19 protein-coding genes and 2 pseudogenes are annotated in these 25641 nt (G+C 60.6%); 15 read left to right on the top strand and 6 right to left on the bottom strand.

The genetic code is table 11. The annotated features are described in order from the left end of the window. Window positions 1-238: 238 nt before the first annotated feature. The 4 genes from ACA066_RS22490 to edd form a co-directional block, all read right to left on the bottom strand. Complete coding sequence (locus ACA066_RS22490; RefSeq protein WP_497696694.1) at window positions 239-1708, bottom strand: ATP-binding protein; 1470 nt, start codon at window positions 1706-1708, stop codon at window positions 239-241. After that, window positions 1698-2429, bottom strand: coding sequence for a response regulator (locus tag ACA066_RS22495; protein WP_123409256.1), 732 nt, complete (start codon window positions 2427-2429; stop codon window positions 1698-1700). The genes ACA066_RS22490 and ACA066_RS22495 overlap by 11 nt, the downstream gene beginning before the upstream one ends. A 174-nt stretch (window positions 2430-2603) precedes the next feature. Continuing rightward, a complete protein-coding gene (locus tag ACA066_RS22500) occupies window positions 2604-3554 on the bottom strand; it encodes a glucokinase (RefSeq protein ID WP_497696695.1) in 951 nt (316 codons plus the stop codon). Further along, on the bottom strand, window positions 3551-5377 hold the full coding sequence (edd, locus tag ACA066_RS22505; RefSeq protein ID WP_497696696.1) for a phosphogluconate dehydratase: 1827 nt from the start codon (window positions 5375-5377) through the stop codon (window positions 3551-3553). Before edd ends, ACA066_RS22500 begins: the two co-directional genes overlap by 4 nt. 220 nt (window positions 5378-5597) lie before the next feature. Between edd and gap the strand changes: the two genes are divergently transcribed. The 7 genes and pseudogenes from gap to ACA066_RS22540 all read left to right on the top strand — a co-directional run bounded on the left by gap (window position 5598) and on the right by ACA066_RS22540 (window position 11895). Beyond that, window positions 5598-6599, top strand: a complete 1002-nt coding sequence (gap, locus tag ACA066_RS22510; protein ID WP_497696697.1) for a type I glyceraldehyde-3-phosphate dehydrogenase — start codon at window positions 5598-5600, stop codon at window positions 6597-6599. Window positions 6600-6734: 135 nt separating this feature from the next. Further along, window positions 6735-7199: a methylglyoxal synthase gene (locus ACA066_RS22515; protein WP_145315761.1), complete on the top strand. Its 465-nt coding sequence runs from the start codon at window positions 6735-6737 to the stop codon at window positions 7197-7199. Window positions 7200-7304: 105 nt separating this feature from the next. Next, a pseudogene (locus tag ACA066_RS22520) lies at window positions 7305-7538 on the top strand (biliverdin-producing heme oxygenase); the annotation flags it as partial. 117 nt (window positions 7539-7655) lie between these two features. Then, complete coding sequence (locus ACA066_RS22525; protein WP_497696698.1) at window positions 7656-8048, top strand: YbaN family protein; 393 nt, start codon at window positions 7656-7658, stop codon at window positions 8046-8048. Window positions 8049-8523: 475 nt separating this feature from the next. Beyond that, window positions 8524-9531: pseudogene (locus tag ACA066_RS22530) on the top strand (methyl-accepting chemotaxis protein); the annotation flags it as partial. 102 nt (window positions 9532-9633) lie between these two features. Further along, window positions 9634-10389 carry a methyl-accepting chemotaxis protein gene (locus ACA066_RS22535; RefSeq protein WP_497699939.1) on the top strand — a complete coding sequence of 252 codons (756 nt, stop codon included), beginning with the start codon at window positions 9634-9636 and terminating at the stop codon, window positions 10387-10389. Between the two features lie 174 nt (window positions 10390-10563). Beyond that, window positions 10564-11895 (top strand): CoA transferase, encoded by a 1332-nt coding sequence (locus ACA066_RS22540; RefSeq protein WP_497696699.1) that lies wholly within the window; start codon window positions 10564-10566, stop codon window positions 11893-11895. A gap of 179 nt (window positions 11896-12074) precedes the next feature. On the opposite strand, the gene ACA066_RS22545 is transcribed toward ACA066_RS22540, so the two are convergent. Next, window positions 12075-12938, bottom strand: a complete 864-nt coding sequence (locus ACA066_RS22545) for a DNA-3-methyladenine glycosylase family protein (RefSeq protein ID WP_497696700.1) — start codon at window positions 12936-12938, stop codon at window positions 12075-12077. Next, window positions 12935-14362, bottom strand: a complete 1428-nt coding sequence (gene arcD / locus ACA066_RS22550; RefSeq protein ID WP_497696701.1) for an arginine-ornithine antiporter — start codon at window positions 14360-14362, stop codon at window positions 12935-12937. Before arcD (ACA066_RS22550) ends, ACA066_RS22545 begins: the two co-directional genes overlap by 4 nt. A 524-nt stretch (window positions 14363-14886) precedes the next feature. Between arcD (ACA066_RS22550) and arcD (ACA066_RS22555) the strand changes: the two genes are divergently transcribed. The 8 genes from arcD (ACA066_RS22555) (at window position 14887) to gcvP (ending at window position 25606) form a co-directional block, all read left to right on the top strand. Further along, window positions 14887-16314: an arginine-ornithine antiporter gene (gene arcD / locus ACA066_RS22555; protein WP_497696702.1), complete on the top strand. Its 1428-nt coding sequence runs from the start codon at window positions 14887-14889 to the stop codon at window positions 16312-16314. Window positions 16315-16349: 35 nt separating this feature from the next. After that, complete coding sequence (arcA, locus tag ACA066_RS22560) at window positions 16350-17606, top strand: arginine deiminase (protein ID WP_497696703.1); 1257 nt, start codon at window positions 16350-16352, stop codon at window positions 17604-17606. A gap of 70 nt (window positions 17607-17676) precedes the next feature. Then, window positions 17677-18687 (top strand): ornithine carbamoyltransferase, encoded by a 1011-nt coding sequence (locus tag ACA066_RS22565; RefSeq protein ID WP_497696704.1) that lies wholly within the window; start codon window positions 17677-17679, stop codon window positions 18685-18687. A gap of 194 nt (window positions 18688-18881) precedes the next feature. After that, the gene (arcC, locus tag ACA066_RS22570) at window positions 18882-19811 is read left to right on the top strand and encodes a carbamate kinase (RefSeq protein ID WP_497696705.1); all 930 of its coding nucleotides are present in this window, start codon (window positions 18882-18884) and stop codon (window positions 19809-19811) included. 12 nt (window positions 19812-19823) lie between these two features. Further along, on the top strand, window positions 19824-20186 hold the full coding sequence (locus tag ACA066_RS22575) for a DUF5064 family protein (protein ID WP_497696706.1): 363 nt from the start codon (window positions 19824-19826) through the stop codon (window positions 20184-20186). Window positions 20187-20408: 222 nt separating this feature from the next. After that, on the top strand, window positions 20409-21917 hold the full coding sequence (gcsR, locus tag ACA066_RS22580; protein WP_497696707.1) for a transcriptional regulator GcsR: 1509 nt from the start codon (window positions 20409-20411) through the stop codon (window positions 21915-21917). A 441-nt stretch (window positions 21918-22358) separates the two neighbouring features. After that, window positions 22359-22742 carry a glycine cleavage system protein GcvH gene (gene gcvH / locus ACA066_RS22585; RefSeq protein ID WP_084318989.1) on the top strand — a complete coding sequence of 128 codons (384 nt, stop codon included), beginning with the start codon at window positions 22359-22361 and terminating at the stop codon, window positions 22740-22742. Window positions 22743-22753: 11 nt separating this feature from the next. Further along, window positions 22754-25606: an aminomethyl-transferring glycine dehydrogenase gene (gene gcvP, locus ACA066_RS22590; protein WP_497696708.1), complete on the top strand. Its 2853-nt coding sequence runs from the start codon at window positions 22754-22756 to the stop codon at window positions 25604-25606. Window positions 25607-25641 lie beyond the last annotated feature (35 nt).

Genomic DNA, 25641 nt, shown 5'->3' on the forward strand with positions numbered 1-25641 from the left:
CGGGCAGTCTAAACAACGGGCGGGGGTGGGCTTGTAACGAAGGGGGCGAGTTATGTCACCGGTTTGTGACAGTCAAATTTTGTGGTCAGTGAGTACGTGTGGCGAGGGGGCTTGCCCCCGTTGGACCGCGAAGCGGTCCCAAAACAGTCACCACGGTTTACCTGAAGAAATGAGTTTTCAGGTTTGGCGACTGCTTCGCAGCCGAACGGGGGCAAGCCCCCTCGCCACAGGGTCAGTGTCAATCAACCGAACGAGGCAACTGCAACGTCACCCTTAACCCACCTTCACGCAAATTCTGCAAGCTGACTTCCCCGCCATGGCTATGGGCAATATTGCGCGCAATCCCCAGCCCCAACCCATAACCCTGCTGCTGCCCGGCCAGGCGAAAGTGTGGATCGAACACCTGCTCCAGCCGCTGCTCCGGCACACCCGGCCCTTCGTCGTCGACATGCAGGACAAACGCGTTCTCGTCGTCATCGATATGCAAGTGCGCGTTCTGCCCGTACTTCAGGGCATTGTCGATCAGGTTGCCGATGCAGCGCTTGAGCGCCAGCGGTTTGCCCGGATACGCCGCCAGTGCGCGGCCCTGCTGGGTCACGCGACCATTGCCGTTGGGCGCCAGATACGGCTCCACCAGGCAATCGAGCACATGGTTAAGATCCACCGGCTCGATGTTTTCGTGGATGTCGGTGTCTTTCACGCATTGCAACGCGCCTTTGACCAGCAGCTCCAGTTCATCCAGATCACGGCCGAACTTGGCTTGCAGCTTTTCGTCTTCGAGCAACTCCACCCGCAGTCGCAGCCGGGTAATCGGCGTGCGCAAATCATGGGAAATCGCGCTGAACAACTGGCTGCGTTCAGTCAGGTAACGGCTGATGCGTTCGCGCATGGCATTGAAGGCGCGGCCCACTTCAACCACTTCACTGCCGCCGCCCTCCGCCACCGGCTCGACTTCGGCGCCAAGGGACATGTCCCGCGCAGCACGCGCCAGGCGCTTGAGCGGCCGGCTCTGCCAGTGCACCAACAGGCCGATGAACAACAGCAAAAAGCCGCTGGTGAGGACGATGAACCAGACTTGCTGTGCCGGCAGACCCTGCTCTTCAAGGCTGGTGTAGGGCTCGGGCAACAGCGAGGCGATGTACAGCCACTCGCCCGGCGCCATCTGGATTTGCGTGACCAGCACCGGCGGATTCACCGGTTCCAGGGTCAATGCGTAATGCGCCCAGGAGCGCGGTAATTCATCGAGTTTCAGGCCGCCGTTGAAAATCCGCAAATCCTCGGGGCTGACGAACGTCACCGAAATATCCGTGTCCTGCCCCAGCGACTGGCGCAGCACTTCATCCACCGCTTTGAGCACCGCTTCTTTGCGCGGGGTGATCGGCAGCACTTCCATGCCCAGGGGTTTGTCGTTTAGGGTCACGACAAAACGGGTGCCGCCCATGCTGCGCAATTGGTCGAGCACCAGCGGTCTGAATGCGACCGGTAAAGAGCGAAAGTAACTGACGCTGGCGGTCATCGAATGGGCGAGGCTGCGGGCGCTGGTGACCAGGCCTTCAAGCTGTGTGGCGCGCAGTTGCGAGACCCAGATCACGCTCGACAGCGCTTGGGCGAACAGCACCGCCAGCAGGGTCAGCAACAACATCCGCCCGAGCAGCGAACGTGGCACTGGCACCTTTGCCGCGAGCTTGCGGAAAAACTCAGTGACCATTGCTGGCAACCACATTGGCTGCCAGTTGGTAACCACTGCCGCGCACGGTGCGGATCAGCCGTGGCGGTTTTTCCGTATCGCGCAGACGTTGGCGCAAACGGCTGACCGCCATGTCGACGATCCGGTCCAGCGGCATCAGATCACGGCCACGGGTAGCGTTGCCGATGGTGTCGCGGTCGAGGATTTCCTGCGGGTGATCGAGGAACAGTTTCAGCAGGGCGAAATCGGCGCCGGAGAGAATCACTTCCTCGCCGTCGATGTGGAACAGCCGATGGCTGACCATGTCCAGCCGCCAGTCATCGAAGGCCAGCACTTCGCTGCCGGAACGCTCCTGACCGAACTGCGCGCGGCGCAACAAGGCTTTGATCCGCGCCTGCAATTCACGGGGGCTGAAGGGTTTGCCGAGGTAGTCGTCGGCGCCCAGCTCCAGACCGATGACGCGGTCGGCTTCGTCGGAGCTGGCAGTAAGCATGATGATCGGCACCTGCGCCTGACGCGGGTGCTGGCGAATCCAGCGGCAGAGGCTGAAGCCGTCTTCGTCGGGCAGCATCACGTCGAGGATCACCAGATCGCTCGGCGCGTCGTTCATGGCCTGGCGGAAACCGGCGCCGTCGGGCGTGGTACGCACCTGAAAACCCGCGCGAGTCAGGTAGGTGTCCAGCAACTCGCGTATCTCTTGATCGTCATCGACCAACAAAATCGACTTGTTGACTGAGCTCACGGGGCGGCGTCCTTGTTGTTTGAATTGGGCGGATTATGCCTGATCGTTCAGAGATCTATGTTGTCTGTGCGGGCCCCATCGCGAGCAAGCTCGGCTCCTACAGGGTGGCAGCGGTCACATGAACACCGAAAACCTGTAGGAGCAAAGCTTGCTCGCGATGAAGGCGGCGCGGTTTCAGGCCTGGTCGAGCGCCACACCCGCACCCACCAACCCGGAATACGGCGCCGTCACCAGCCACACCGGTATCCCCTTGAAGTAATCGCTCATGCAGCCCTTGTCGGCAAAGCACCGGGCGAAACCGCTTTCAACAAAGAAATCGGCAAACCGCGGAATCACCCCACCGACGATAAACACACCACCACGTGCACCGGTGGTCAACACGTTGTTACCCGCCACGCGCCCGAGCCAGCAGCAGAACTGCTCCAGCACTTCCAGCGCAATCGGATCACCCGCCAGACCGGCCGCGGTGATCGCTTCCGGCGTTTCGAGCACCGGCTCATGCCCGTCCACCGCACAAATCGCCCGATAGACTCGCGGCAAGCCGCTGCCACTCAACGCTGTTTCAGCGCTGACATGCCCGATTTCGTTGAAGATGTGCTGCCACAGTTGAGTTTCACGCGGGCTGCTCAACGGCAAATCGACGTGACCGCCCTCGCCCGGCAACGCAGCAAAGCGGCCCTCGCCCAGGTCGAGCAAGGTGCCGACGCCCAGGCCCGTGCCCGGACCAATCACCACCGCCGGCCGCAACGGTTCCGGCGTGCCTTCGCAAACCACGCGGAATTCGCCCGGCTGCAAGCGCGTCATGCCCAGCGCCATCGCCGAGAAGTCGTTAACCAGCAGCAGTTGATCGACCTGCAAGGTCTGGCAAAACGCCTTGCGGCTGAGGCGCCAGTGATTGTTGGTGAACTTGAATTCATCGCCGCTCACGGGGCCGGCCACCGACAGGCACACAGAACCGATCGAACCCAACGCCAGACCGAGCCCGCTCAGGTAGAGCGCAATCGCCTCTTCCGGGCTGGCGTGGTCGGCCGTCGCCAGCACCTGGACAGATTCCAGCTGCTGGTTTTTCCACAACGCGAAACGTGCGTTGGTCCCACCGATGTCACCGACCAAAGCCAGTTTCAATTAAGCGTCTCCAGGGCAGAAGTAAAGGCGCTGGCGCCCTGCTCTGCGGAGCTGAAAGCCATGCGCATGAAACCAAACAGCTCGCGACCGCTGCCAATGTTGTTACCCAACAGGCCCTTGGCAGGTTCGCGCGCGGCGAATTCGTCGGCGTCCACCTTAAGCTCCAGGGTGCCTTTGACGCCATCGACGCGGATGATATCGCCCTCTTGCACGCGCGCCAAAGCGCCGCCCACATACGCTTCAGGGCTGACGTGAATCGCCGCCGGGATTTTCCCCGAGGCGCCGGACATGCGCCCGTCGGTGACCAGCGCGACTTTGAAGCCGCGATCCTGCAGCACACCGAGGAACGGCGTCATTTTGTGAAGTTCCGGCATGCCGTTGGAGCGCGGGCCCTGGAAGCGCATCACCGCGACAAAATCTTTCTCCAGCAAACCGGCCTTGAACGCATCGGCCAGATCCTGTTGATCCTGGAACACCATCGCTGGCGCTTCGACGACCTGGTTTTCCAACGCGACCGCCGAAACTTTCATCACGCCACGACCGAGGTTGCCTTCCATCACGCGCAAACCGCCTTCCGGCGAGAACGCACGCGCCACCGGACGCAGGATGTTTTCGTCGAGGCTTTCAATCGGGCCTTCGCGCCAGACCAGTTCGCCGTTATCGAGGAACGGTTCTTTGGTATAGCGGCTCAGGCCGTGGCCGAGCACGGTGTTGACGTTTTCGTGGAGCAACCCGGCTTCCAGCAGTTCGCGAATCAGGAACGACATGCCGCCCGCGGCCTGGAAGTGGTTGATGTCGGCTTTACCGTTCGGGTAGACGTGGCTCAGGGTCGGCACGACTTCGGAGAGGTCGGCCATGTCCTGCCAGGTCAGTTGAATACCCGCTGCCATGGCGATGGCCGGCATGTGCAGCGTGTGGTTGGTCGAGCCGCCGGTGGCGTGCAGCGCCACGATCGAGTTGACCAGCGAGCGCTCGTCGACGATTTCGCCGATGGGCATGAAGTCGCCGTTCTGCTTGGTCAGGCGCGTGACCTGGTGCGCCGCTTCGCGAGTCAGGGCATCGCGCAACGGCGTGTTCGGGTTGACGAAAGAGGCGCCCGGCAAGTGCAGGCCCATGACTTCCATCAGCAACTGGTTGGTATTGGCGGTGCCGTAAAACGTGCAGGTGCCAGGGCTGTGGTAGGACTTCATCTCCGATTCCAGCAGCTCTTCGCGCGAGGCCTTGCCTTCGGCGTAACGCTGACGCACATCGGCTTTCTGCTTGTTGGAAATGCCCGAGACCATCGGCCCGCCCGGCACGAAAATCGTCGGCAGATGACCGAACCGCAGCGCGCCCATCATCAGGCCCGGCACGATCTTGTCGCAGATGCCGAGCATCAGCGCGCCATCGAACATGTTGTGGGAAAGGGCCACAGCGGTGGACATCGCGATCACTTCCCGGCTCGGCAGGCTCAGTTCCATGCCCGGCTCGCCTTGGGTCACGCCATCGCACATGGCCGGGGTGCCACCGGCGAACTGGCCGACGGAGCCAATCTCGCGCAGGGCTTTTTTGATCTGTTCAGGGAAGACTTCGTACGGCTGGTGCGCCGAGAGCATGTCGTTATATGACGAAACAATCGCGATGTTGGCGGAGTTCATCATCCGCAGGCTGTTCTTGTCTTCGGTGCCGCAACCGGCCACGCCATGGGCGAAGTTGGCGCATTGCAGCTTGCCGCGCATCGGACCGTCGCTGGCCGCACCGCGAATGAGCGCAAGGTAAGCCTCGCGGGTTGCGCGGCTGCGGGCGATAAGCCGTTCGGTGACCTCAAGGACGCGGGGATGCATGTGTAGAACTCCAGGCTAACGGATGTGGCGACCTGATTGTCTATGCTGAACAAGAGCCGTTGTTGTTGGGATGACAGACGGTTTTCTTGATCGGTCGGACCAGTTGATTCAGGTCACTCGTTGTAGATTGAACAAAATATTGCCATTAAAAAGGCTTGTTTTCTATTTTTATGCGAATAATCTTGTAATTCCAACAACAAAACGACGGCGGCCCTGTTAAATGACTCTTCGAATCGCAATCAATGGTTTTGGCCGAATTGGCCGCAACGTCCTGCGCGCACTGTATACCCAAGGCTATCGTCAAGATTTGCAGATCGTTGCCATCAACGATCTGGGCGACAGCGCGATGAACGCTCATCTGCTCAAGTACGACACCGTTCACGGCACGTTCGATGCCGATGTCCAGCACGATCAGGAAAGCCTGACCGTCAACGGCGACCGTATTTCCGTCAGCGCGATTCGTAACCCGGCCGACCTGCCCTGGGCCGCTGAAAAGATCGATGTCGTGTTCGAATGCACCGGTTTGTTCACCGACCGGGCCAAAGCCGCTGCGCATATTACGGCCGGCGCACGCAAAGTGATCATCTCGGCCCCGGCCAAAGGCGCCGACGCCACTGTGGTTTATGGGGTGAACCACGACATTCTGCGCCAATCCCATCAGATTATTTCAAACGCGTCGTGCACCACCAACTGCCTGGCCCCTGTGGCTCAGGTGCTGCACCGCGAGCTGGGCATCGAAAGCGGCCTGATGACCACGATTCACGCCTACACCAACGATCAGCACCTGACTGACGTCTACCACGTCGATCCGTACCGCGCCCGCTCCGCCACTCAGAACATGATCCCGAGCAAGACCGGCGCCGCTGAAGCGGTCGGCCTGGTGCTGCCGGAACTGGCAGGCAAACTGACCGGCATGGCCGTGCGTGTTCCGGTGATCAACGTCTCGCTGGTGGACCTGACCGTGCAGCTGAAACGCGAAGCGTCGGCCGATGAAGTGAACGCGCTGCTCAAGGAAGCCAGCCAGCATTCGAAAATTCTGGGCTACAACACCCTGCCGCTGGTCTCCAGCGACTTCAACCACAACCCGCTGTCGTCGATTTTCGACGCCAACCACACCAAATCCAGCGGCAAGCTGCTCAAGGTCCTGGCCTGGTACGACAACGAATGGGGCTTCTCCAACCGCATGCTCGATAACTGCCTGGCGCTGTGCAACGCGGAGTAACTCTGCGCCTGGGCCACCGCTATCGCCAGCAAGCCGGCTCCTACAAGGTTGCGTCATACACGATTCCTGTAGGAGCCGGCTTGCTGGCGATAGCGTCCTCAGGATCACCCACGCAAATCGCCTGTGGAACATCCCATGATCGGAATCAGCTTTACACAGAAGACCGTGGCGGCGCGCAAGCGTATCGCCCTGGTCGCCCATGATCACTGCAAGGTGTTTTTGCTGGACTGGGCCGAGCGGCACAAAGACAAGCTCGCGCAACATGAGCTGGTTGCCACTGGCACCACGGGGTTGTTGTTGCAACAACGCCTCGACCTGCCGGTGGAAAGCATGATCAGCGGCCCATTGGGTGGCGACCAGCAACTCGGCGCGCGAATCGCCGAGCAGCGGGTCGACATGCTGGTGTTCTTCTGGGACCCGTTCGAACCGCAGCCCCACGACCCGGACATCAAGGCGTTGCTGCGGGTCGCGGCGGTCTGGAACATTCCGGTGGCCTGCAACGAATGCAGCGCCGACTACCTGCTCAGCAGCCCGTTGATGGATCAGGCGCACTCACAGCGCATCCCCGATTACGCGACGTATCTGCTGGGCCGGGCATAAACCTTCACAAATCAATACTTGACCACTCGAGCGGATGATAAGCATTATCATTCGCTCGAAATGGATCAGGTCTTCCCGTGAGTCAATCGCCCCGCCTCGCAGCCGTTCCTGATCAAGCGTGCGGTTGGCCTGGGCCTGAGCGAAACCTTCGGCGCCCGTCACCTCGGCGAACCGGCCGGTGGCCGCGCTGAAGGCTGGAAAAGCTTCGTCAAGACCCTGGATGGTCTGGAGCTCACTGCCCAGGAAGAAGCGGAACTGGATAAAGGCGCCATTGCTGCGTTCAACCGCTTTACTGTTCTGCTGGAACAGGCCTACGCCACCACCCCCGAACTCGCCTGAAAACACCGTACCAAGGAGCAAGGCTTGCCCGCGAAGAACGATAACGCGGTCTGCCTGAAAAACCGCGGCGCATTCTTCGCGGGCAAGCCTTGCTCCTACAGGGTAAGCGTCGACCTTATGACTAGCTCCTCCTCAAATCTCGCCCGTATCCTGTTCGGCCTTCTGGCCTACATCAGCCTCGCCATCGGCCTGATCGCCATCGTCGTGCCCGGCCTGCCCACCACCGAGTTCATCCTGCTGGCCGCCTGGGCCGCGACCAAGAGTTCGCCGCGCCTGAGTGCCTGGCTGGAAAACCATCTATTGTTCGGTCCGATCCTCAGCAACTGGCGCAATGGCAAGATCGTCGCGCGTCGCGCCAAGGTCAGCGCCACCGTCAGCATGCTGCTGTGCGCCGGACTGATGTGGGTCATGCTCGATCATGACTGGCCGGTTTACCTCGCCATCGCCGGCATGAGCCTGGGTAATCTGTGGATCTGGTCGCGACCGGAATCAGCGCCGCAACCCGCCTGAAGCACACCGCGATTTTTCCCGTTTTACGCCGCTTTTCGGCACATTTTTCCGCGCAAACGTTCAACCATGACCGTTCGTCGGAGCCACCATCATGCATCCCCGCCCCTCGCCGATTGCAGTGAATGGCGCTGAATGGACTTGGCGAACCGAAGGGTCGACCTCGACCCAAAGCCAACACCTCATTCATTCGCGAGTTCGTCCTATGTTCGACTCTCTGTCCATCCGCCTGAAAATCGTTCTGCTCTCCGGTCTCTGCCTGCTGGGCGTGGTCGTCCTGATCGTCAGCATGAACTTCTACCAGACCAACCAGAACGATGAACTGGTCAGCGCCTCCAGCAGCAAAATGCTCACCGACAGTGTGCAGGACCTGCTTCAGGCCAAGGCCGCCGAGCAGGCGGTGCGGGTGCAGAAGACGTTCGGCGAAAGCCAGCTGGTGGTGACTGCCCTGGCGGACCAGATCAAGGACATGCGCAACATGGCCGCCAAGCGTTCGCTTGAGGCCGGTGCCCTGCGTGAAGAGTTGAACCAGAGCCTGAAAACCGCGTTCGAGCGCAACAGCAAGGTGCTGGGGATCTGGCTGGCGTTCGAGCCCAACGGCCTGGACGGCAAGGACAGCGAGTTCGCCAATGACGCTGCCCGCCAGTCCAACGAAGCCGGTCGTTTCGCCAGTTACTGGAGCCGCGCCGGCGGTACCGCGCTCAACACGATCATGGTCGAAGACGACATGACCAAAACCACCTTGAGCCTCAGCGGCACCCCTTACAACAGCTGGTACACCTGCCCTCGCGACAGCAAGCGCACCTGCCTGCTGGACCCGTATGCCGACACCGTCGGCGGCAAGGAAATGCTGATGACCACCATTTCCGTTCCGCTGCTGGTGGACGGCAAATCCATCGGCGTGGTCGGCGTGGACATTGCCCTCGACGCCCTGCAGGCCGCGGCGGTCGATTCCCAGCGCGATCTGTTCAACAGCGCCGGACACATGCTGATTGTCTCCGGCAGCGGCGTGCTCGCCGGTTACAGCGTGGACGCGAGCAAGGTCGGCAAAAGTATCGGCGACACCCTGGGTGCAGAGGGCAAGGATGTCCTGCAATTGCTCAGCGGTGGCGCACCGAAAATCCTCGAACAAGGCGACTTGATTCGTGCGGTGTACCCGGTCAGCCCGATCAGCGATTCCAAAGCCTGGGGCGTGGTGATCGACCTGCCGAAACACGTGCTGCTGGCCGATTCGGTGAAGCTGCAAGCAGTACTAGATGACGCCCAGCAAAGCGGCACGATCAAAGCAGTGCTGGTGGCCGTCGCTGCCGGCCTCGTCGGTCTGTTGCTGATCTGGCTGACGGCATCGGGCGTGACCCGTCCGATTAACAGCGTGGCCGAGATGCTCAAGGCGATTGCCAGTGGCGACGGCGACCTGACGCAGCGTCTGCACTACAGCAAGAAAGATGAACTGGGCGAACTGGTCAGCTGGTTCAACCGCTTCCTCGACAAGCTGCAACCGACCATCGCCCAGATCAAACAGAGCATCACCGACGCCCGTGGCACCGCCGACCAGTCTTCTGAAATCGCCCGCCAGACCAGCGAAGGCATGCAGGTGCAGTTCCGCGAAATCGACCAGGTGGCCACTGCCTCCAACGAAATGAGCGCCACCGCCCACGACGTCGCCAACAGCGCCTCGAGCGCGGCCAACGCGGCCAAAGGTGCGGATCAATCGGCCCGCGATGGCATGTCGATCATCGAACGCAGCACTCGCGACATCAATCAACTGGCCGACGAAGTCAGCAAGGCTGTCACCGAAGTCGAAGCGTTGGCGGTCAACAGCGAGCAGATCGGTTCGGTGCTGGAAGTCATCCGCAGCATCGCCGAACAGACCAACTTGCTGGCGCTCAACGCCGCCATCGAAGCGGCCCGTGCCGGGGAAAGCGGTCGCGGCTTTGCGGTGGTGGCCGACGAAGTGCGCAATCTCGCCAAACGCACCCAGGATTCGGTGGAAGAAATCCGCCTCGTCATCGAACGTATCCAGACGGGCACCCGCGGCGTGGTCGCCACCATGCATTCGAGCCAGACCCAGGCCCACAGCAACGCCGGGCAGATCCAGCAAGCAGTGCAAGCCTTGAGCAAAATCAGCGACGCAGTCACCGTGATCAGCGACATGAACCTGCAAATCGCCAGCGCCGCCGAACAGCAAAGCGCCGTGGCCGAAGAGGTCAACCGCAACGTCTCGGCGATCCGCACCGTCACCGAAACCTTGACCGGCCAGGCCACCGAATCGGCGCAGATCAGCAGCCACCTCAACGCCTTGACCAACCACCAGATGAAATTGATGGATCAGTTCCGGGTTTAAAGTTGCACCACTGCCCCCTGTGGGAGCGAGCCTGCTCGCGAAAGCGATGTCACATCCAACAGAGATGTTGCCTGACACACCGCCATCGCGAGCAGGCTCGCTCCCACAAGGGGATTTTCATCCGGGCGGGCAGTTTTTTGATCTATGATCAGGCCCTCTTCCGGAGGGCCTTCGATGACTGATTTACTCACGTCCATTCAAGCCGCACTCGGCTTGCCCCGCATCCCGATTCCGTTCACCTCGAGTGGCGCCCTGCCCTCGGCGTTTGCCGTCACCGACCTCGCCTGCGCCAGCATCGCCGCCGCCGGCCAGGCTGCCAGCGAATTACTGCAGCAACAAACCGGTCGCTTGCCCAACCTTGAAGTCGACCGGCGTCTGGCCTCTTTCTGGTTCGCAACGTCGATCCGCCCCGTCGGCTGGAGCGTTCCACCGCTGTGGAACCCGGTTGCCGGCGACTATGCGACCAAGGATGGCTGGATCCGCCTGCACACCAACGCACCTCATCATCGTGCCGCCGCCGAAAGCGTGCTCGGCGCGTGTGCCGACCGCGGAGACGTGGCGAGCAAGGTTGCGCAATGGGCGAAAAGTGATCTGGAGCAGGCCGTGGTCGACGCCGGTGGCTGCGCCGCCGAAATGCGCACCTGGGAACAATGGCAAACCCATCCCCAAGGCCAGGCCGTGAACGCCGAGCCGTTGATTCAGTTCAGCGCCGGTAACCCGCAACAGCCGAAACTGTGGAAAGGTTCGGTGGCGCAACCGCTGGCCGGGATCAAGGTGCTGGACCTCACTCGCGTGCTCGCGGGGCCCATCGCCAGTCGTTTTCTCGCAGGCCTGGGCGCCGATGTCTTGCGTATCGACCCACCGACCTGGAACGAACCGGGCGTGGTGCCGGAAGTCACGTTGGGCAAGCGCTGCGCAAGGCTGGACCTGCACAACCATGACGATCGGGCCGTGTTCGACAGGCTGCTCAAGGACGCCGACATTTTGCTCCACGGCTACCGCGCCGACGCATTGGAAAGGTTGGGTTACGGTGTCGCCGAGCGTCAAAAACTGGCGCCAGGCCTGATTGATGTGTGCCTCAACGCCTACGGCTGGAGCGGGCCATGGCAGAACCGTCGCGGCTTCGACAGCCTGGTGCAGATGAGCAGCGGGATCGCCGAGGCGGGGATGCAGTGGAAGAAAACGGATAAGCCGACGCCCTTGCCGGTGCAGGCGCTGGATCATGCCACGGGGTATTTGATGGCGGCTGCGGCGATCACGTTGTTGGGACGGGGAGGATCGGCGCGATTGTCGTTGGCGCGGACGGCGAAGTTGTTGATTGAAAATGGCGCAGGAACAACCGAGGCCTTGCGGGCAGAGGATGAAAACGATCAGGGCCTGTTGGTAGAGCAGACGCCATGGGGTCCGGCGCATCGGTTGCAAGTGCCGCTGAAGATCACCGGAACGCCATTGCAGTGGGCAATTCCGGCTTCCGAATTGGGTTCCCATCGCGCGCAGTGGTGGTGACCGTTCTGGCCCCATCGCCAGCAGGCTGGCTCCCACAGTGAATCTGCATCGTTCACAAAACCTGTGGAAGCCAGCCAAACCAAATCATCAAAATCAAGACAGTTGCCCCACAGCGGATTTATGTCGATCACAAAACCTGTGGGAGCCAGCCTGCTGGCGATGAGGCCGGAACAAACAACTCAATCCATCCGGCTCAGCGATGTCCAAAGAAGCTGCGCCGCATACCCTCGAAAAGGTCGCCAGTCCTGAGCCCGCGCCGACAACTCCCGAGCCGTCACCCGCTCACCTTCAAGCGCCGCCAGTGCATTGATTAACCCCACATCCCCCGACGGAAACGCATCCATCTCCCGCAACTGCCGCAACGCAATGTACTGCGCCGTCCAGTCGCCAATCCCGTGCAACGCCAGCAACCGCGCCACACCGCCCTCACGCCCCGGTTCAAACAGCAACGGATCATCGAGCAACGCCCGGGCCACACCCGACAACGTCCGGCCACGACTTTTCGGCATGCCCAGCGTCGCCAGATCCGCCTTCACCAAAACGGCCGTCTCAGGAAACACAGACGTGACACCGGGCAAAACAGACGTCAAAGGCTGCCCATACTGCGCTACCAGTTTCCCCGCCAACCGGATCGCCGCGCTCACCGTAATCTGCTGGCCCAACACCGCACGGATCGCCAGTTCCAGACCGTCCCATGCCCCCGGAACCCGCAACCCCGGCCGCTCGGCAATCAACCGCGCCATCAACGGATCAGTCTTCAACGGCCGATGGATCGTCGGCAGGTCCGCATCCAGATCAAACATCCGCCGCAGCCGCACAACGATCTCCGGCACTGCCGCCGCGTCAGGAAAACCCAGCATCACCTCCAGTGCATCACCCGCCACGGGCCCGATCGAAAACGTGCCGTGAACACCGTTCAACCCGATGCTGCGCGAATACACGCCATCGACCACCGTCTCCATCCCGACCACGGCCCGCGCCGACAAAAAACCCAGCATCGCCGGCCAGTCATAGGGCGGCTGGTACTCCAGCAACAACCTCACAGCGACAGCAAGCCGCTGTACAAACCGTACGCCGCCAGCCCCGCACCGGTGATCACGCAGGTAAAAATCCCTTTCTCGATATGAGTGAACAACGGTTCACCCTGCTCATGTTTGGCCTTGACGAACAAAATCACCCCCGGTGCGTACAGCAACGCCGACAGCAGCAAATACTTCACCCCGCCGGCGTACAACAGCCACACCGCATAACTCAGCGCGATGCCGCCAATCAGCAAGTCTTTGGTGCGCTCCGCCGACGCGTGTTCGTAGGTTTCACCCCGCCCGCTCAACAGCACCGCATACGCCGCCGACCACAGATACGGCACCAGAATCATCGACGACGCGAGGTAGATCAGGCTGGTGTAAGTGCCAGCGGAAAACAGCGTGATCAGCAGGAAGATCTGGATCATCACGTTGGTCAGCCACAGCGCATTGACCGGCACATGATTGGCGTTTTCCTTTTTCAGGAAGGCCGGCATGGTTTTGTCTTTCGCCGTGGCGAAGAGAATCTCGGCGCACAGCAACGCCCAGGACAACAGTGCACCAAGCAGCGAAATCGCCAGGCCAATGCTGATCAACAAAGCGCCCCAAGGCCCGACGATGTGTTCCAGCACCGCCGCCAGCGACGGGTTCTGCAGGTTGGCCAGTTCCGGCTGACTCATGATCCCCAGCGACAACACATTCACCAGCACCAACAGTGCCAGCACGCCGAGAAAACCGATGACCGTCGCCCGTCCGACATCCGAACGTTTCTCCGCCCGCGCTGAATAGACGCTGGCGCCTTCGATGCCGATAAACACGAACACGGTCACCAGCATCATGTTGCGCACCTGATCCATGACGCCGCCGAAATTCGGATTGCTGCGGCCCCAGATGTCACGGGTGAAGATGTCGGCCTTGAACGCCACGGCGGCGATGACGATGAACATGATCAGCGGCACGATCTTGGCCACGGTGGTCAGCTGATTGATGAACGTCGCTTCCTTGATTCCGCGCATCACCAGGAAATGCACGGCCCATAACAGCACCGACGCGCAGCCAATGGCGATGGGCGTGTTGCCCTGGCCAAACACGGGAAAGAAATAGCCGAGGGTGCTGAACAGCAAAACAAAATAGCCAACGTTGCCCAGCCAGGCGCTGATCCAGTAACCCCACGCGGACGAGAAACCCATGTAGTCACCGAACCCTGCCTTGGCGTAGGCGTACACCCCGGAATCCAGTTCGGGTTTGCGATTGGCCAGCGTCTGGAACACGAAGGCCAGGGTCAGCATGCCCACCGCAGTGATCGCCCAACCGATCAATATCGCGCCGGCATCGGCTCGGGCGGCCATGTTCTGCGGCAAGGAAAAAATCCCGCCGCCAATCATCGATCCCACCACCAGCGCGATCAGCGCACTCAGGCGAAGTTTTTGCGTCGGTTGCGACATCCCAGCGTCTCCTTTTTCCATTGCGCTGACCCCTGTGGCGAGGGAGCTTGCTCCCGCTGGGTTGCGAAGCGACCCCAAAAAAGGGACTGCTGCGCAGTCCAGCGGGAGCAAGCTCCCTCGCCAAAAAGGGATAACTGTAACTAAATAGGTAAACAGAAATAACGTTTATTAATTGATGGCAATTTGCGTCTTTTATTTATAGCCGATGCTTCTAAAGCCGCAGCCGGTAACAGCAGTTTTGTGTGTTGATCCTAATAAATCAATTCAGTACTGAAACAGCCGTCAAAAATTTGCGGAAACCGGAAAACGAACTAGCTTAAAAACTCCAAGTAATACGCTCTATTCCTGAATGATCTGGCCGAGGCCTCTGGACAGGGCTTTTCCGGCAATACCGTTATGCCCGGGAAAGATTCATAAGTCTTTCATTAACAATGGAATGTGCCCATGCACTGATCTATGTCAGCTGATTGAATGGCTAACAGAATTAATCTGTCGTCTCTTTTCTCCTGCATTGGAGTCATGCAATGTCTGAATCCCCCGGAAAACTGAAACTCGGTGCACTGGTTGCGTTGGTTGTCGGCTCAATGATTGGTGGCGGGATCTTCTCTTTGCCCCAGAACATGGCCGCCAGTGCCGACGTCGGCGCCGTGCTGATCGGCTGGGCCATCACCGCCGTCGGCATGCTGACGCTGGCCTTCGTCTTTCAAACCCTTGCCAATCGAAAGCCTGATCTGGACGGCGGTGTCTACGCCTACGCCAAGGCCGGTTTCGGCGACTACATGGGTTTCTCATCCGCCTGGGGATACTGGATCAGTGCCTGGCTGGGCAACGTCGGTTACTTCGTTCTGCTCTTCAGCACCCTCGGTTACTTTTTTCCGATCTTCGGCGAAGGCAACACAGTGGCCGCCGTCATAGGCGCGTCGGTACTGCTCTGGGCCGTGCATTTCCTGGTGCTGCGCGGGATCAAGGAAGCGGCGTTCATCAACCTGGTGACCACCGTCGCCAAGGTCGTGCCGCTGCTGCTGTTTGTGTTGATCGCTGTTTTCGCCTTCAAACTGGACATCTTCACGGCCGACATCTGGGGCGTAAAAAACCCGGATCTGGGCAGCGTGATGAACCAGGTGCGCAACATGATGCTGGTCACCGTGTGGGTGTTCATCGGCATCGAAGGGGCGAGCATCTTCTCGGCCCGCGCAGAAAAACGCAGCGACGTGGGTAAAGCCACCGTGATCGGTTTCATCACCGTGCTGCTGTTTCTGGTGCTGGTGAACGTGCTGTCGCTGGGCATCATGACCCAACCGGAACTGGCCAAACTGCAGAACCCGTCGATGGCCGCCGTGCTGGAGCACGTGGTCGGTCAGTGGGGCGCGGTGCTGATCAGCGTCGGTCTGATCATTTCCCTGCTCGGTGCGTTGCTGTCGTGGGTGCTGCTGTGCGCGGAGATCATGTTTGCCGCCGCCAAGGACCACACCATGCCGGCCTTCCTGCGCAAGGAAAACGCCAATCAGGTGCCGGTCAACGCCTTGTGGCTGACCAACGCCATGGTGCAGCTGTTCCTGATCATCACGCTGTTTTCGGCCAGCACTTACCTGTCGCTGATCTACCTCGCTACCTCGATGATTCTGGTGCCTTACCTGTGGTCGGCGGCTTACGCGCTGCTGCTGGCGGTGCGCGGCGAAAGTTATGAAAACGCCGGTGCCGAACGCAGGAAAGACCTGTTCATCGGTGCCGTCGCATTGATCTACGCGATCTGGCTGATCTATGCGGGCGGCGTCAAATACCTGCTGCTCTCCGCCCTGCTCTATGCCCCCGGCGCGATCCTGTTCGCCAAGGCCAAGCTTGAACTCAACAAACCGGTTTTCACCAACGTCGAGAAGCTGATTTTCGCCGCAGTCGTCGTGGGCGCCCTGGTGGCGGCCTATGGACTGTATGACGGCTTCCTGACCCTGTAATACCTGATTGATTTGTCATCTGGAGGATCACTGTAATGACCACGGAAAAAGTTAAGTACGGCGTACATTCCGAAGCCGGCAAACTGCGCAAAGTCATGGTTTGCTCCCCCGGCCTGGCCCACCAGCGGCTGACCCCGAACAACTGCGACGAACTGCTTTTCGATGATGTGCTGTGGGTCGCCCAGGCCAAGCGTGACCATTTCGACTTCGTCACCAAAATGCGCGAACGCAACATCGACGTGCTGGAAATGCACAACCTGCTGACCGACATCGTCGCGATCCCCGAAGCCCTGGACTGGATTCTGGAACGCAAGGTCACCGCCAATTCGGTCGGCCTCGGTCTGATCCATGAAGTCGGTTCGTGGCTGCGCAGCCTGGAGCCACGCAAGATCGCCGAATTCCTGATTGGCGGCGTGTCCGCCGATGACCTGCCGGACAGCTTCGGCGGCAAGACCATTCAGATGTTCCGCGATTTCCTCGGCCACTCCAGCTTCATTCTGCCGCCGCTGCCCAACACCCAGTTCACCCGCGACACCACCTGCTGGATCTACGGTGGCGTGACCCTGAACCCGATGTACTGGCCGGCGCGCCGTCAGGAAACCTTGCTGGCCACCGCCATCTACAAATTCCACCCGCAGTTCACCAACGCCGACTTCGAAATCTGGTACGGCGACCCGGACAAGGAACATGGCAGCTCCACCCTTGAGGGCGGCGACGTGATGCCGATCGGCAACGGCGTGGTGTTGATCGGCATGGGCGAACGCTCGTCCCGTCAGGCCATCGGCCAACTCGCGGTGAACCTGTTCAAGAACAAAGCCGTCGAGAAAATAATCGTCGCCGGCCTGCCGAAGTCCCGCGCAGCAATGCACCTGGACACTGTGTTCAGCTTCTGCGACCGCGACCTGGTCACGATCTTCCCGGAAGTGGTGAACCAGATCGTCGCCTTCACCCTGCGCCCTGACGAAGGCAAACCGGGTGGCATCGACATTCGCCGCGAAGAAACCAACTTCCTCGACACCGTGGCCAAGGCCCTCAACCTCAAAGCATTGCGCGTGGTGGAAACCGGCGGCAACAGCTTCGCCGCCGAACGCGAGCAATGGGACGACGGCAACAACGTGGTGGCCGTGGAGCCCGGCGTGGTGATCGGTTATGACCGCAACACCTACACCAACACCCTGCTGCGCAAGGCCGGTATCGAAGTCATCACCATCAGCGCCGGCGAACTGGGACGCGGGCGTGGCGGCGGCCACTGCATGACCTGCCCGATCATTCGCGACCCTATCGACTACTAAATCTTGAGCCCTGCTTCACGCTTATAACGCCTGAAGCAGGCGGATAACCGAAACCCAAGGAGATCCAATCATGGCTTTCAATATGCGCAACCGCAGCCTGCTCTCGCTGATGCACCATACGACTCGCGAGCTGAACTATTTGCTGGACCTGTCCCGCGACCTCAAGCGCGCCAAGTACACCGGCACCGAGCAACAGCACCTCAAAGGCAGGAACATCGCGCTGATCTTCGAAAAAACCTCGACCCGCACCCGCTGCGCCTTCGAAGTCGCGGCCCATGACCAAGGCGCCCACGTCACCTACATCGACCCGGTGTCGTCGCAGATCGGCCACAAGGAAAGCATGAAAGACACCGCCCGTGTGCTGGGGCGGATGTTCGATGCCATCGAGTACCGTGGCTTCGAACAGGAAATCGTCGAAGAGCTGGCCAAGTTCGCCGGCGTGCCGGTGTTCAACGGTCTGACCGCTGAGTTCCACCCGACGCAGATGATCGCCGACACCCTGACCATGCGCGAACACAGCGACAAACCACTGCATGACATCAGCTACGCCTACCTCGGCGACGCCCGCTACAACATGGGCAATTCGTTGCTGATGATCGGCGCCAAACTGGGCATGGACGTGCGCATCGCCGCGCCGAAAGCGCTGTGGCCACACGCTGATTTCATCGCCCAGTGCAAAGCCTTCGCCGAAGACAGCGGCGCACGCATCACCATCACCGAAGACCCGAAAGAAGCGGTCAAGGGCGTGGACTTCATCCACACCGACATCTGGGTGTCGATGGGTGAGCCGGTGGAAGCGTGGGACGAACGCATCGAGCAGCTGCTGCCGTACCAGGTCAACGCGAAAATGATGAAGGCTTCGGGCAACCCGCGCGTGAAGTTCATGCACTGTTTGCCGGCGTTCCATAACAGCGAAACCAAGGTCGGCAAGGACATCGCCGCGCGATATCCGCACCTGGCCAATGGCGTCGAGGTGACTGAAGAGGTCTTCGAGTCCCCGGCCAACATCGCCTTTGAGCAAGCGGAAAACCGCATGCACACCATCAAGGCGATCCTGGTGTCGGCGTTGGCGGATATCTAAAGGCTCGCTCGGCTCCTCCTGCAGGCACACAACCCCCTGTGGGAGCGAGCCTGCTCGCGATAGCGGAGTTACAGTCAACATCATTGTTGAATGTGAAATGGTCATCGCCGGCAAGCCGGTCTCGCTCCCACATTGACCGGGTTTCGACAGGGGAACCGAGTCGCTCGTAACCTCTTTATTGAAAGGACTGCATTATGCGTATCGTCGTTGCTCTGGGCGGTAACGCCCTACTCCGCCGTGGTGAACCCATGACCGCGGACAATCAACGCGCCAACATCCGGATCGCCACCGAGCAAATCGCCAAGATTTACGCCGGCAATGAACTGGTCATCGCCCACGGCAATGGTCCGCAGGTTGGCCTGCTGTCACTGCAAGCGGCGGCCTACACCTCGGTTTCGCCGTACCCGCTGGACGTGCTCGGTGCTGAAACCGAAGGCATGATCGGCTACATCATCGAACAGGAACTGGGCAACCTGCTGGACTTCGAAGTGCCCTTCGCCACGCTCCTGACCCAGGTCGAAGTCGATGCCAACGACCCGGCCTTCCAGACCCCCACCAAACCCATCGGCCCGGTGTACGCCAAGGCCGAAGCGGAAAAACTCGCCGCAGAAAAAGGCTGGGCGATTGCCCCGGACGGTGACAAATTCCGTCGCGTGGTGGCCAGCCCGAGACCGAAACGCATCTTCGAAATCCGCCCGATCAAATGGCTGCTGGAAAAAGGCAGCATCGTGATCTGCGCCGGCGGTGGCGGCATCCCGACGATGTACGGCGCCCACGGCAAACTGCAAGGCGTGGAAGCGGTGATCGACAAGGACCTGTGCTCGGCGTTGTTGGCCGAACAGCTCGACAGTGATCTGCTGGTGATCGCCACCGACGTCAACGCGGCCTTCATCGATTTCGGCAAACCGACCCAGAAAGCCATCGCCCAGGCGCACCCGGACGAAATGGAAAAACTCGGCTTCGCCGCCGGTTCCATGGGTCCGAAGGTCCAGGCTGCCTGTGAGTTCGCGCGCCATACTGGAAAAGTCGCGGTGATCGGTTCACTCTCGGACATCGAGGCGATCGTCCAGGGCAAGGCCGGTACGCGGATCAGCACGGCGAAACCTGGCATAACTTATTTATAAGGAGAAACGTCAATGGCAACGTTCGAGCCCGGTCACTTGCACATCGAGCGCCACGCGCTGACCCCTGATGATGTCAATTACAACGTGCACCTCGACTATGAGGTCACGCAGGATCCCCAGAAAGGCAAAGGGATGCTGTTCACCCTGCACGGCAGCATGCAGGGGAAGGACATGACGGAGACCTTCTTTCTGGCCAAGGAGGAGGCTTACAACTTCGCCAACAACGTGACGAAAATCGCCGAGAAGTACGGAATCCCGAAGACACACAGCCAGATCGGCTCGGTTCACAAGCATTACGATTTAATGTTTGAAGACATCCGGAAGCAGTTGGATATGAAGTCCGGCGACCCGGTAAACCTTGAGAACTTCGAATAACCCTATTCCTCTGGATGAACGCTGTACCTGTGGGAGCGAGACCGGCTTGCCGGCGAAGGCGGCCTGACAGTCAACATAGGTAGTGACTGACACACCGCATTCGCGAGCAGGCTCGCTCCCACATTGGTTTTGCGTTGCATTGAAGTCCTGCGCAGGATTTCACCATTCGCCCGCCCCAAGGCATACTTGCCACCTCCCGCACTCCAGAACCAAAATCGCCCCATGCGTATCCACGTCAGCTTCATCGACCGCGTCGGCATCACCCAGGAAGTCCTGGCCCTGCTCGGTGGGCGCAATCTCAATCTGGATGCGGTGGAAATGGTTCCGCCCAACGTTTACATCGACGCCCCGACCCTCAGTCCGCAAGTGCTCGAAGAACTGCACGATGCGTTGCTCAGCGTGCGCGGTGTGCAAGCGATGACCGTAGTCGACATCCTTCCCGGCCAACGTCGGCACTTGCAACTCGATGCATTGCTCGCCGCCATGACCGACCCGGTACTGGCCCTGGACAGCAACGGCAACGTGCTGCTGGCCAACCCGGCACTGATTGCCTTGTACGGGCGTGAACCGGCCGGTGAAAGCATCGCGGATCTGTTTGCCGACCCCGCCCTGCTCGACACCCTGCTGGAACAAGGCTTTCGCTTGCCGCTGCGCGAGATCACCGTCAACGGCCAGACCCTGTTGCTGGACGCCACGCCGATCACAGACGCCGGCGCGCTGCTGACGCTGTATCAACCGAACCGCATCGGCGAACGCCTCTCGGCGCTGCACCACGACCATGCCGAAGGGTTCGACGCGCTGCTGGGCGAATCCCCGGCGATTCGCACGCTCAAGGCCCGTGCCCAACGTGTAGCGGCCCTCGATGCGCCGTTGTTGATCCAGGGCGAAACCGGCACCGGCAAAGAACTCGTCGCCCGCGCCTGTCACGCCATCAGTGCCCGGCACAGTTCACCCTTCCTGGCGCTGAACTGCGCGGCATTGCCGGAGAACCTCGCCGAAAGCGAACTGTTCGGCTACGCCCCGGGCGCTTTCACCGGTGCGCAACGGGGCGGTAAACCGGGGCTGATGGAACTGGCGAACCAAGGCACGGTGTTTCTCGATGAAATCGGCGAAATGTCGCCGTACTTGCAGGCGAAACTCCTGCGGTTTTTGAACGATGGCAGCTTCCGCCGCGTGGGCGGCGATCGTGAGGTGAAAGTCAACGTGCGGATCCTTAGCGCCACGCACCGCGATCTGGAAAAAATGGTCAGCGAAGGCACGTTCCGTGAAGACCTGTTCTACCGCCTCAACGTCCTGAACGTCGAAGTCCCGCCGCTGCGTGAACGTGGCCAGGACATTTTGCTGCTGGCCCGTTATTTCATGCAGCAGGCCTGTGCGCAGATTCAGCGACCGGTGTGTCGCCTGGCGCCCGGGACCTACCCGGCGCTGTTGGGCAACCGTTGGCCAGGCAACGTGCGGCAATTGCAGAACGTGATCTTCCGCGCTGCCGCGATTTGTGAAAGCAGCCTGGTGGACATCGGCGACCTCGACATTGCCGGCACCTCCGTGGCGCGCCAGAGCGACAGCGAAGTCGACAGCCTGGAGCAGGCGATGGAAGAGTTCGAAAAGACCCTGCTGGAAAAGCTTTACGTCAGCTACCCCTCGACCCGGCAACTGGCCAGCCGTCTGCAAACTTCCCACACCGCGATCGCTCATCGGTTGCGTAAGTACGGCATTCCAAACAAACCGTGAAATCGCCCAAACACACCTAAGCCCCCTGTGGGAGCCAGCCTGCTGGCGATTGCGGTGTGGCAGGCAAAAAAGATGTCGACTGACATAGCCTCATCGCCAGCAGGCTGGCTCCCACAGGTTTTGTGTTCAGCCGAAATCCTGTTTAAAAACGACCTCCACCTGTACTGAAAGCGCTACAGCGGAACGATATCGATACATCCTCTCCCGATCACCGCTGTGCAAGGCTTTGATCCCATTACGCTTTTTTCTTCGCTTCAGGCTGTAGCGATTTCGCTACAGTCATTCAATTCGCTCGCGCCTCACAAACGCTCAAGCTACTGATTTATAAGGACTTATTAACATTGGCCGCGATCTTGCTTAGTAGCCACTTATAAAGCAGGGCTTTTGCCCAAGCATTCAATCGCGTCCACCAGACGAGTCTGGCCCCCCCTAGGAGTTTCCATGAGCGAGTTGCGTTTTACTGAAGATCACGAATGGCTGCGCACCGAAGCTGACGGCACTGTTACTGTCGGCATCACCGCTTTCGCGCAGAACGCCTTGGGCGACGTGGTTTTCGTACAACTGCCTGAGCTGCAGTCCTACGACAAAGGCGCAGAAGCCGCCACCGTGGAATCGGTAAAAGCCGCCAGCGGCGTGTACATGCCTCTGGACGGCGAAGTATTGGAAGTGAACCCGGCGCTGGACAGCAGCCCGGAACTGGTCAACGAAGATCCGCTGGGCGAAGGCTGGTTCTTCCGCTTCCAGCCGGCCGACGCCTCGGCTGTTGCCAAACTGCTGGATCAGGACGCCTACGACCGTCTGATCAAAGCCAACGCCGAAGCCTGAGGAGCGCTGACATGACTCAAGTAAACCTGACCACCGCCAACGAATTCATCGCGCGCCACATCGGCCCGCGTTCCGGCGATGAGCAAGCGATGCTCAACAGCCTCGGTTTCGACTCACTGGAAGCCCTGAGCGCCAGCGTCATTCCGGAAAGCATCAAAGGCACCAGCGTGCTGGGCATGGACGATGGCCTGAGCGAAGCCGACGCCCTGGCGTTGATCAAAGGCATCGCGGCCAAGAACCAGCTGTTCAAGACTTACATCGGCCAGGGCTACTACGGCACTCACACGCCGTCGCCAATCCTGCGCAACCTGCTGGAAAACCCGGCCTGGTACACCGCGTACACCCCGTACCAGCCAGAAATTTCCCAGGGTCGTCTCGAAGCGCTGCTGAACTTCCAGACCCTGATCAGCGACCTCACCGGCCTGCCGATCGCCAACGCCTCACTGCTGGATGAAGCCACCGCCGCTGCCGAAGCCATGACCTTCTGCAAACGCCTGAGCAAGAACAAAGGCAGCCATGCGTTCTTCGCGTCGGTTCATTGCCACCCGCAAACCCTCGACGTGCTGCGCACCCGTGCCGAGCCATTGGGCATCGACGTCGTCGTCGGCGACGAGCTTGAACTGACTGACGTGACGCCGTTCTTCGGCGCCCTGCTGCAATACCCGGCGAGCAACGGTGACCTGTTCGATTACCGCGCACTGACCGAACGCTTCCACGCCGCCAACGCACTGGTGGCGGTTGCCGCTGACCTGCTGGCCCTGACCGTGCTGACCCCGCCGGGCGAATTCGGCGCCGACGTGGCTATCGGCAGCGCGCAACGCTTCGGCGTGCCGCTGGGCTTCGGTGGCCCGCACGCCGCTTACTTCTCCACCAAAGATGCGTTCAAGCGCGACATGCCGGGCCGTCTGGTCGGCGTCTCCGTGGACCGTTTCGGCAAGCCGGCCCTGCGCCTGGCCATGCAGACCCGCGAGCAACATATCCGCCGCGAGAAGGCCACCAGCAACATCTGCACCGCGCAGGTTCTGTTGGCCAACATCGCCAGCATGTACGCCGTTTACCACGGCCCGAAAGGCCTGACGCAGATTGCCAACCGCATTCATCACCTGACCGCGATCCTCGCCAAAGGCTTGAGCGCACTGGGCCTGACCGTCGAACAAGCCAGCTTTTTCGACACCCTGACCCTGAAAACCGGCGCTGACACCGCCAAACTGCACGACAAGGCGCGTGCGCAGCAGATCAACCTGCGCGTAGTTGATGGCGAGCGTCTGGGCCTGTCCCTGGACGAGACCACTTCGCAAGCTGACGTCGAAACGCTGTGGGCTCTGCTGGCCGACGGCAAAACACTGCCAGACTTCGCCGCCATCGCCGCTTCAGTCGTTAGCGCAATCCCGGCCGCTCTGGTTCGCCAATCGCCGATCCTCAGCCACCCGGTGTTCAACCGTTACCACTCGGAAACCGAGCTGATGCGCTACCTGCGCAAGCTCGCCGACAAGGACCTGGCCCTGGATCGCACCATGATCCCGCTGGGTTCGTGCACCATGAAACTCAACGCCGCCAGCGAAATGATCCCGGTGACCTGGGCTGAATTCGGTGCCTTGCACCCGTTCGCCCCGGCCGAGCAAAGCGCCGGTTATCAGCAACTGACCGATGAACTGGAAGCGATGCTGTGCGCCGCCACCGGTTACGACTCGATCTCCCTGCAACCGAACGCCGGTTCGCAAGGTGAATACGCCGGTCTGCTGGCGATTCGTGCCTATCACCAGAGCCGTGGCGAAGACCGTCGCGACATCTGCCTGATCCCGTCGTCCGCCCACGGCACCAACCCGGCCACCGCCAACATGGCTGGCATGCGTGTGGTCGTGACGGCTTGCGATGCACGCGGCAACGTTGACATCGAAGACCTGCGCGCCAAGGCCATCGAGCACCGCGAACACCTCGCCGCGCTGATGATCACTTACCCGTCGACCCACGGCGTGTTCGAAGAAGGCATCCGCGAAATCTGCGGCATCATTCATGACAACGGCGGCCAGGTTTACATCGACGGCGCCAACATGAACGCGATGGTCGGTCTTTGCGCACCGGGCAAGTTCGGCGGCGACGTGTCCCACCTGAACCTGCACAAAACCTTCTGCATCCCTCACGGCGGTGGCGGCCCGGGCGTCGGCCCGATTGGCGTCAAGTCGCACCTGACCCCGTTCCTGCCGGGCCACGCCCAGATGGAACGCAAGGAAGGCGCGGTTTGCGCGGCACCGTTCGGCAGCGCGAGCATTCTGCCGATCACCTGGATGTACATTCGGATGATGGGTGGCGCGGGTCTCAAGCGCGCTTCGCAACTGGCGATCCTGAATGCCAACTACATTTCCCGTCGCCTCGAAGAGCACTATCCAGTCCTCTATACCGGCAGCAACGGCCTGGTGGCGCACGAATGCATCCTCGACCTGCGTCCATTGAAAGACAGCAGCGGCATCAGCGTCGATGACGTCGCCAAGCGCCTGATCGACTTCGGTTTCCACGCCCCGACCATGTCGTTCCCGGTGGCTGGAACCTTGATGATCGAGCCGACCGAAAGCGAATCCAAGGAAGAACTGGACCGCTTCTGCGACGCCATGATCCGCATCCGCGAAGAAATCCGCGCGGTGGAAAACGGCACGCTGGACAAGGACGACAACCCACTGAAAAACGCTCCGCACACCGCCCAGGAAATCGTTGGCGAGTGGACGCACCCGTACAGCCGCGAACAAGCGGTGTATCCGGTCGCGTCGCTGATCGAAGGCAAGTACTGGCCGCCGGTCGGTCGCGTCGACAACGTCTTCGGCGATCGCAACCTGGTTTGCGCCTGCCCGTCGATCGAAAGCTACGCTTAAACCAATGAGGGGGCGGTTAATCCGCCCCACTCAAG

The organism is Pseudomonas sp. LBUM1651, from assembly GCF_059716135.1.

Excerpts from the sequence above, each read along its gene's own strand:
- ACA066_RS22565 (WP_497696704.1), top strand. The coding sequence starts at position 17,677 with ATGGCTTTCAATATGCGCAACCGCAGCCTGCTCTCGCTGATGCACCAT.
- edd (WP_497696696.1), bottom strand. The coding sequence starts at position 5,377 with ATGCATCCCCGCGTCCTTGAGGTCACCGAACGGCTTATCGCCCGCAGC.
- arcC (WP_497696705.1), top strand. The coding sequence starts at position 18,882 with ATGCGTATCGTCGTTGCTCTGGGCGGTAACGCCCTACTCCGCCGTGGT.
- ACA066_RS22515 (WP_145315761.1), top strand. The coding sequence starts at position 6,735 with ATGATCGGAATCAGCTTTACACAGAAGACCGTGGCGGCGCGCAAGCGT.
- gcvP (WP_497696708.1), top strand. The coding sequence starts at position 22,754 with ATGACTCAAGTAAACCTGACCACCGCCAACGAATTCATCGCGCGCCAC.
- ACA066_RS22490 (WP_497696694.1), bottom strand. The coding sequence starts at position 1,708 with ATGGTCACTGAGTTTTTCCGCAAGCTCGCGGCAAAGGTGCCAGTGCCA.
- ACA066_RS22535 (WP_497699939.1), top strand. The coding sequence starts at position 9,634 with ATGCAGGTGCAGTTCCGCGAAATCGACCAGGTGGCCACTGCCTCCAAC.
- ACA066_RS22540 (WP_497696699.1), top strand. The coding sequence starts at position 10,564 with ATGACTGATTTACTCACGTCCATTCAAGCCGCACTCGGCTTGCCCCGC.
- arcA (WP_497696703.1), top strand. The coding sequence starts at position 16,350 with ATGACCACGGAAAAAGTTAAGTACGGCGTACATTCCGAAGCCGGCAAA.
- gap (WP_497696697.1), top strand. The coding sequence starts at position 5,598 with ATGACTCTTCGAATCGCAATCAATGGTTTTGGCCGAATTGGCCGCAAC.
- arcD (WP_497696701.1), bottom strand. The coding sequence starts at position 14,362 with ATGTCGCAACCGACGCAAAAACTTCGCCTGAGTGCGCTGATCGCGCTG.
- ACA066_RS22525 (WP_497696698.1), top strand. The coding sequence starts at position 7,656 with ATGACTAGCTCCTCCTCAAATCTCGCCCGTATCCTGTTCGGCCTTCTG.
- gcsR (WP_497696707.1), top strand. The coding sequence starts at position 20,409 with ATGCGTATCCACGTCAGCTTCATCGACCGCGTCGGCATCACCCAGGAA.
- arcD (WP_497696702.1), top strand. The coding sequence starts at position 14,887 with ATGTCTGAATCCCCCGGAAAACTGAAACTCGGTGCACTGGTTGCGTTG.
- gcvH (WP_084318989.1), top strand. The coding sequence starts at position 22,359 with ATGAGCGAGTTGCGTTTTACTGAAGATCACGAATGGCTGCGCACCGAA.
- ACA066_RS22575 (WP_497696706.1), top strand. The coding sequence starts at position 19,824 with ATGGCAACGTTCGAGCCCGGTCACTTGCACATCGAGCGCCACGCGCTG.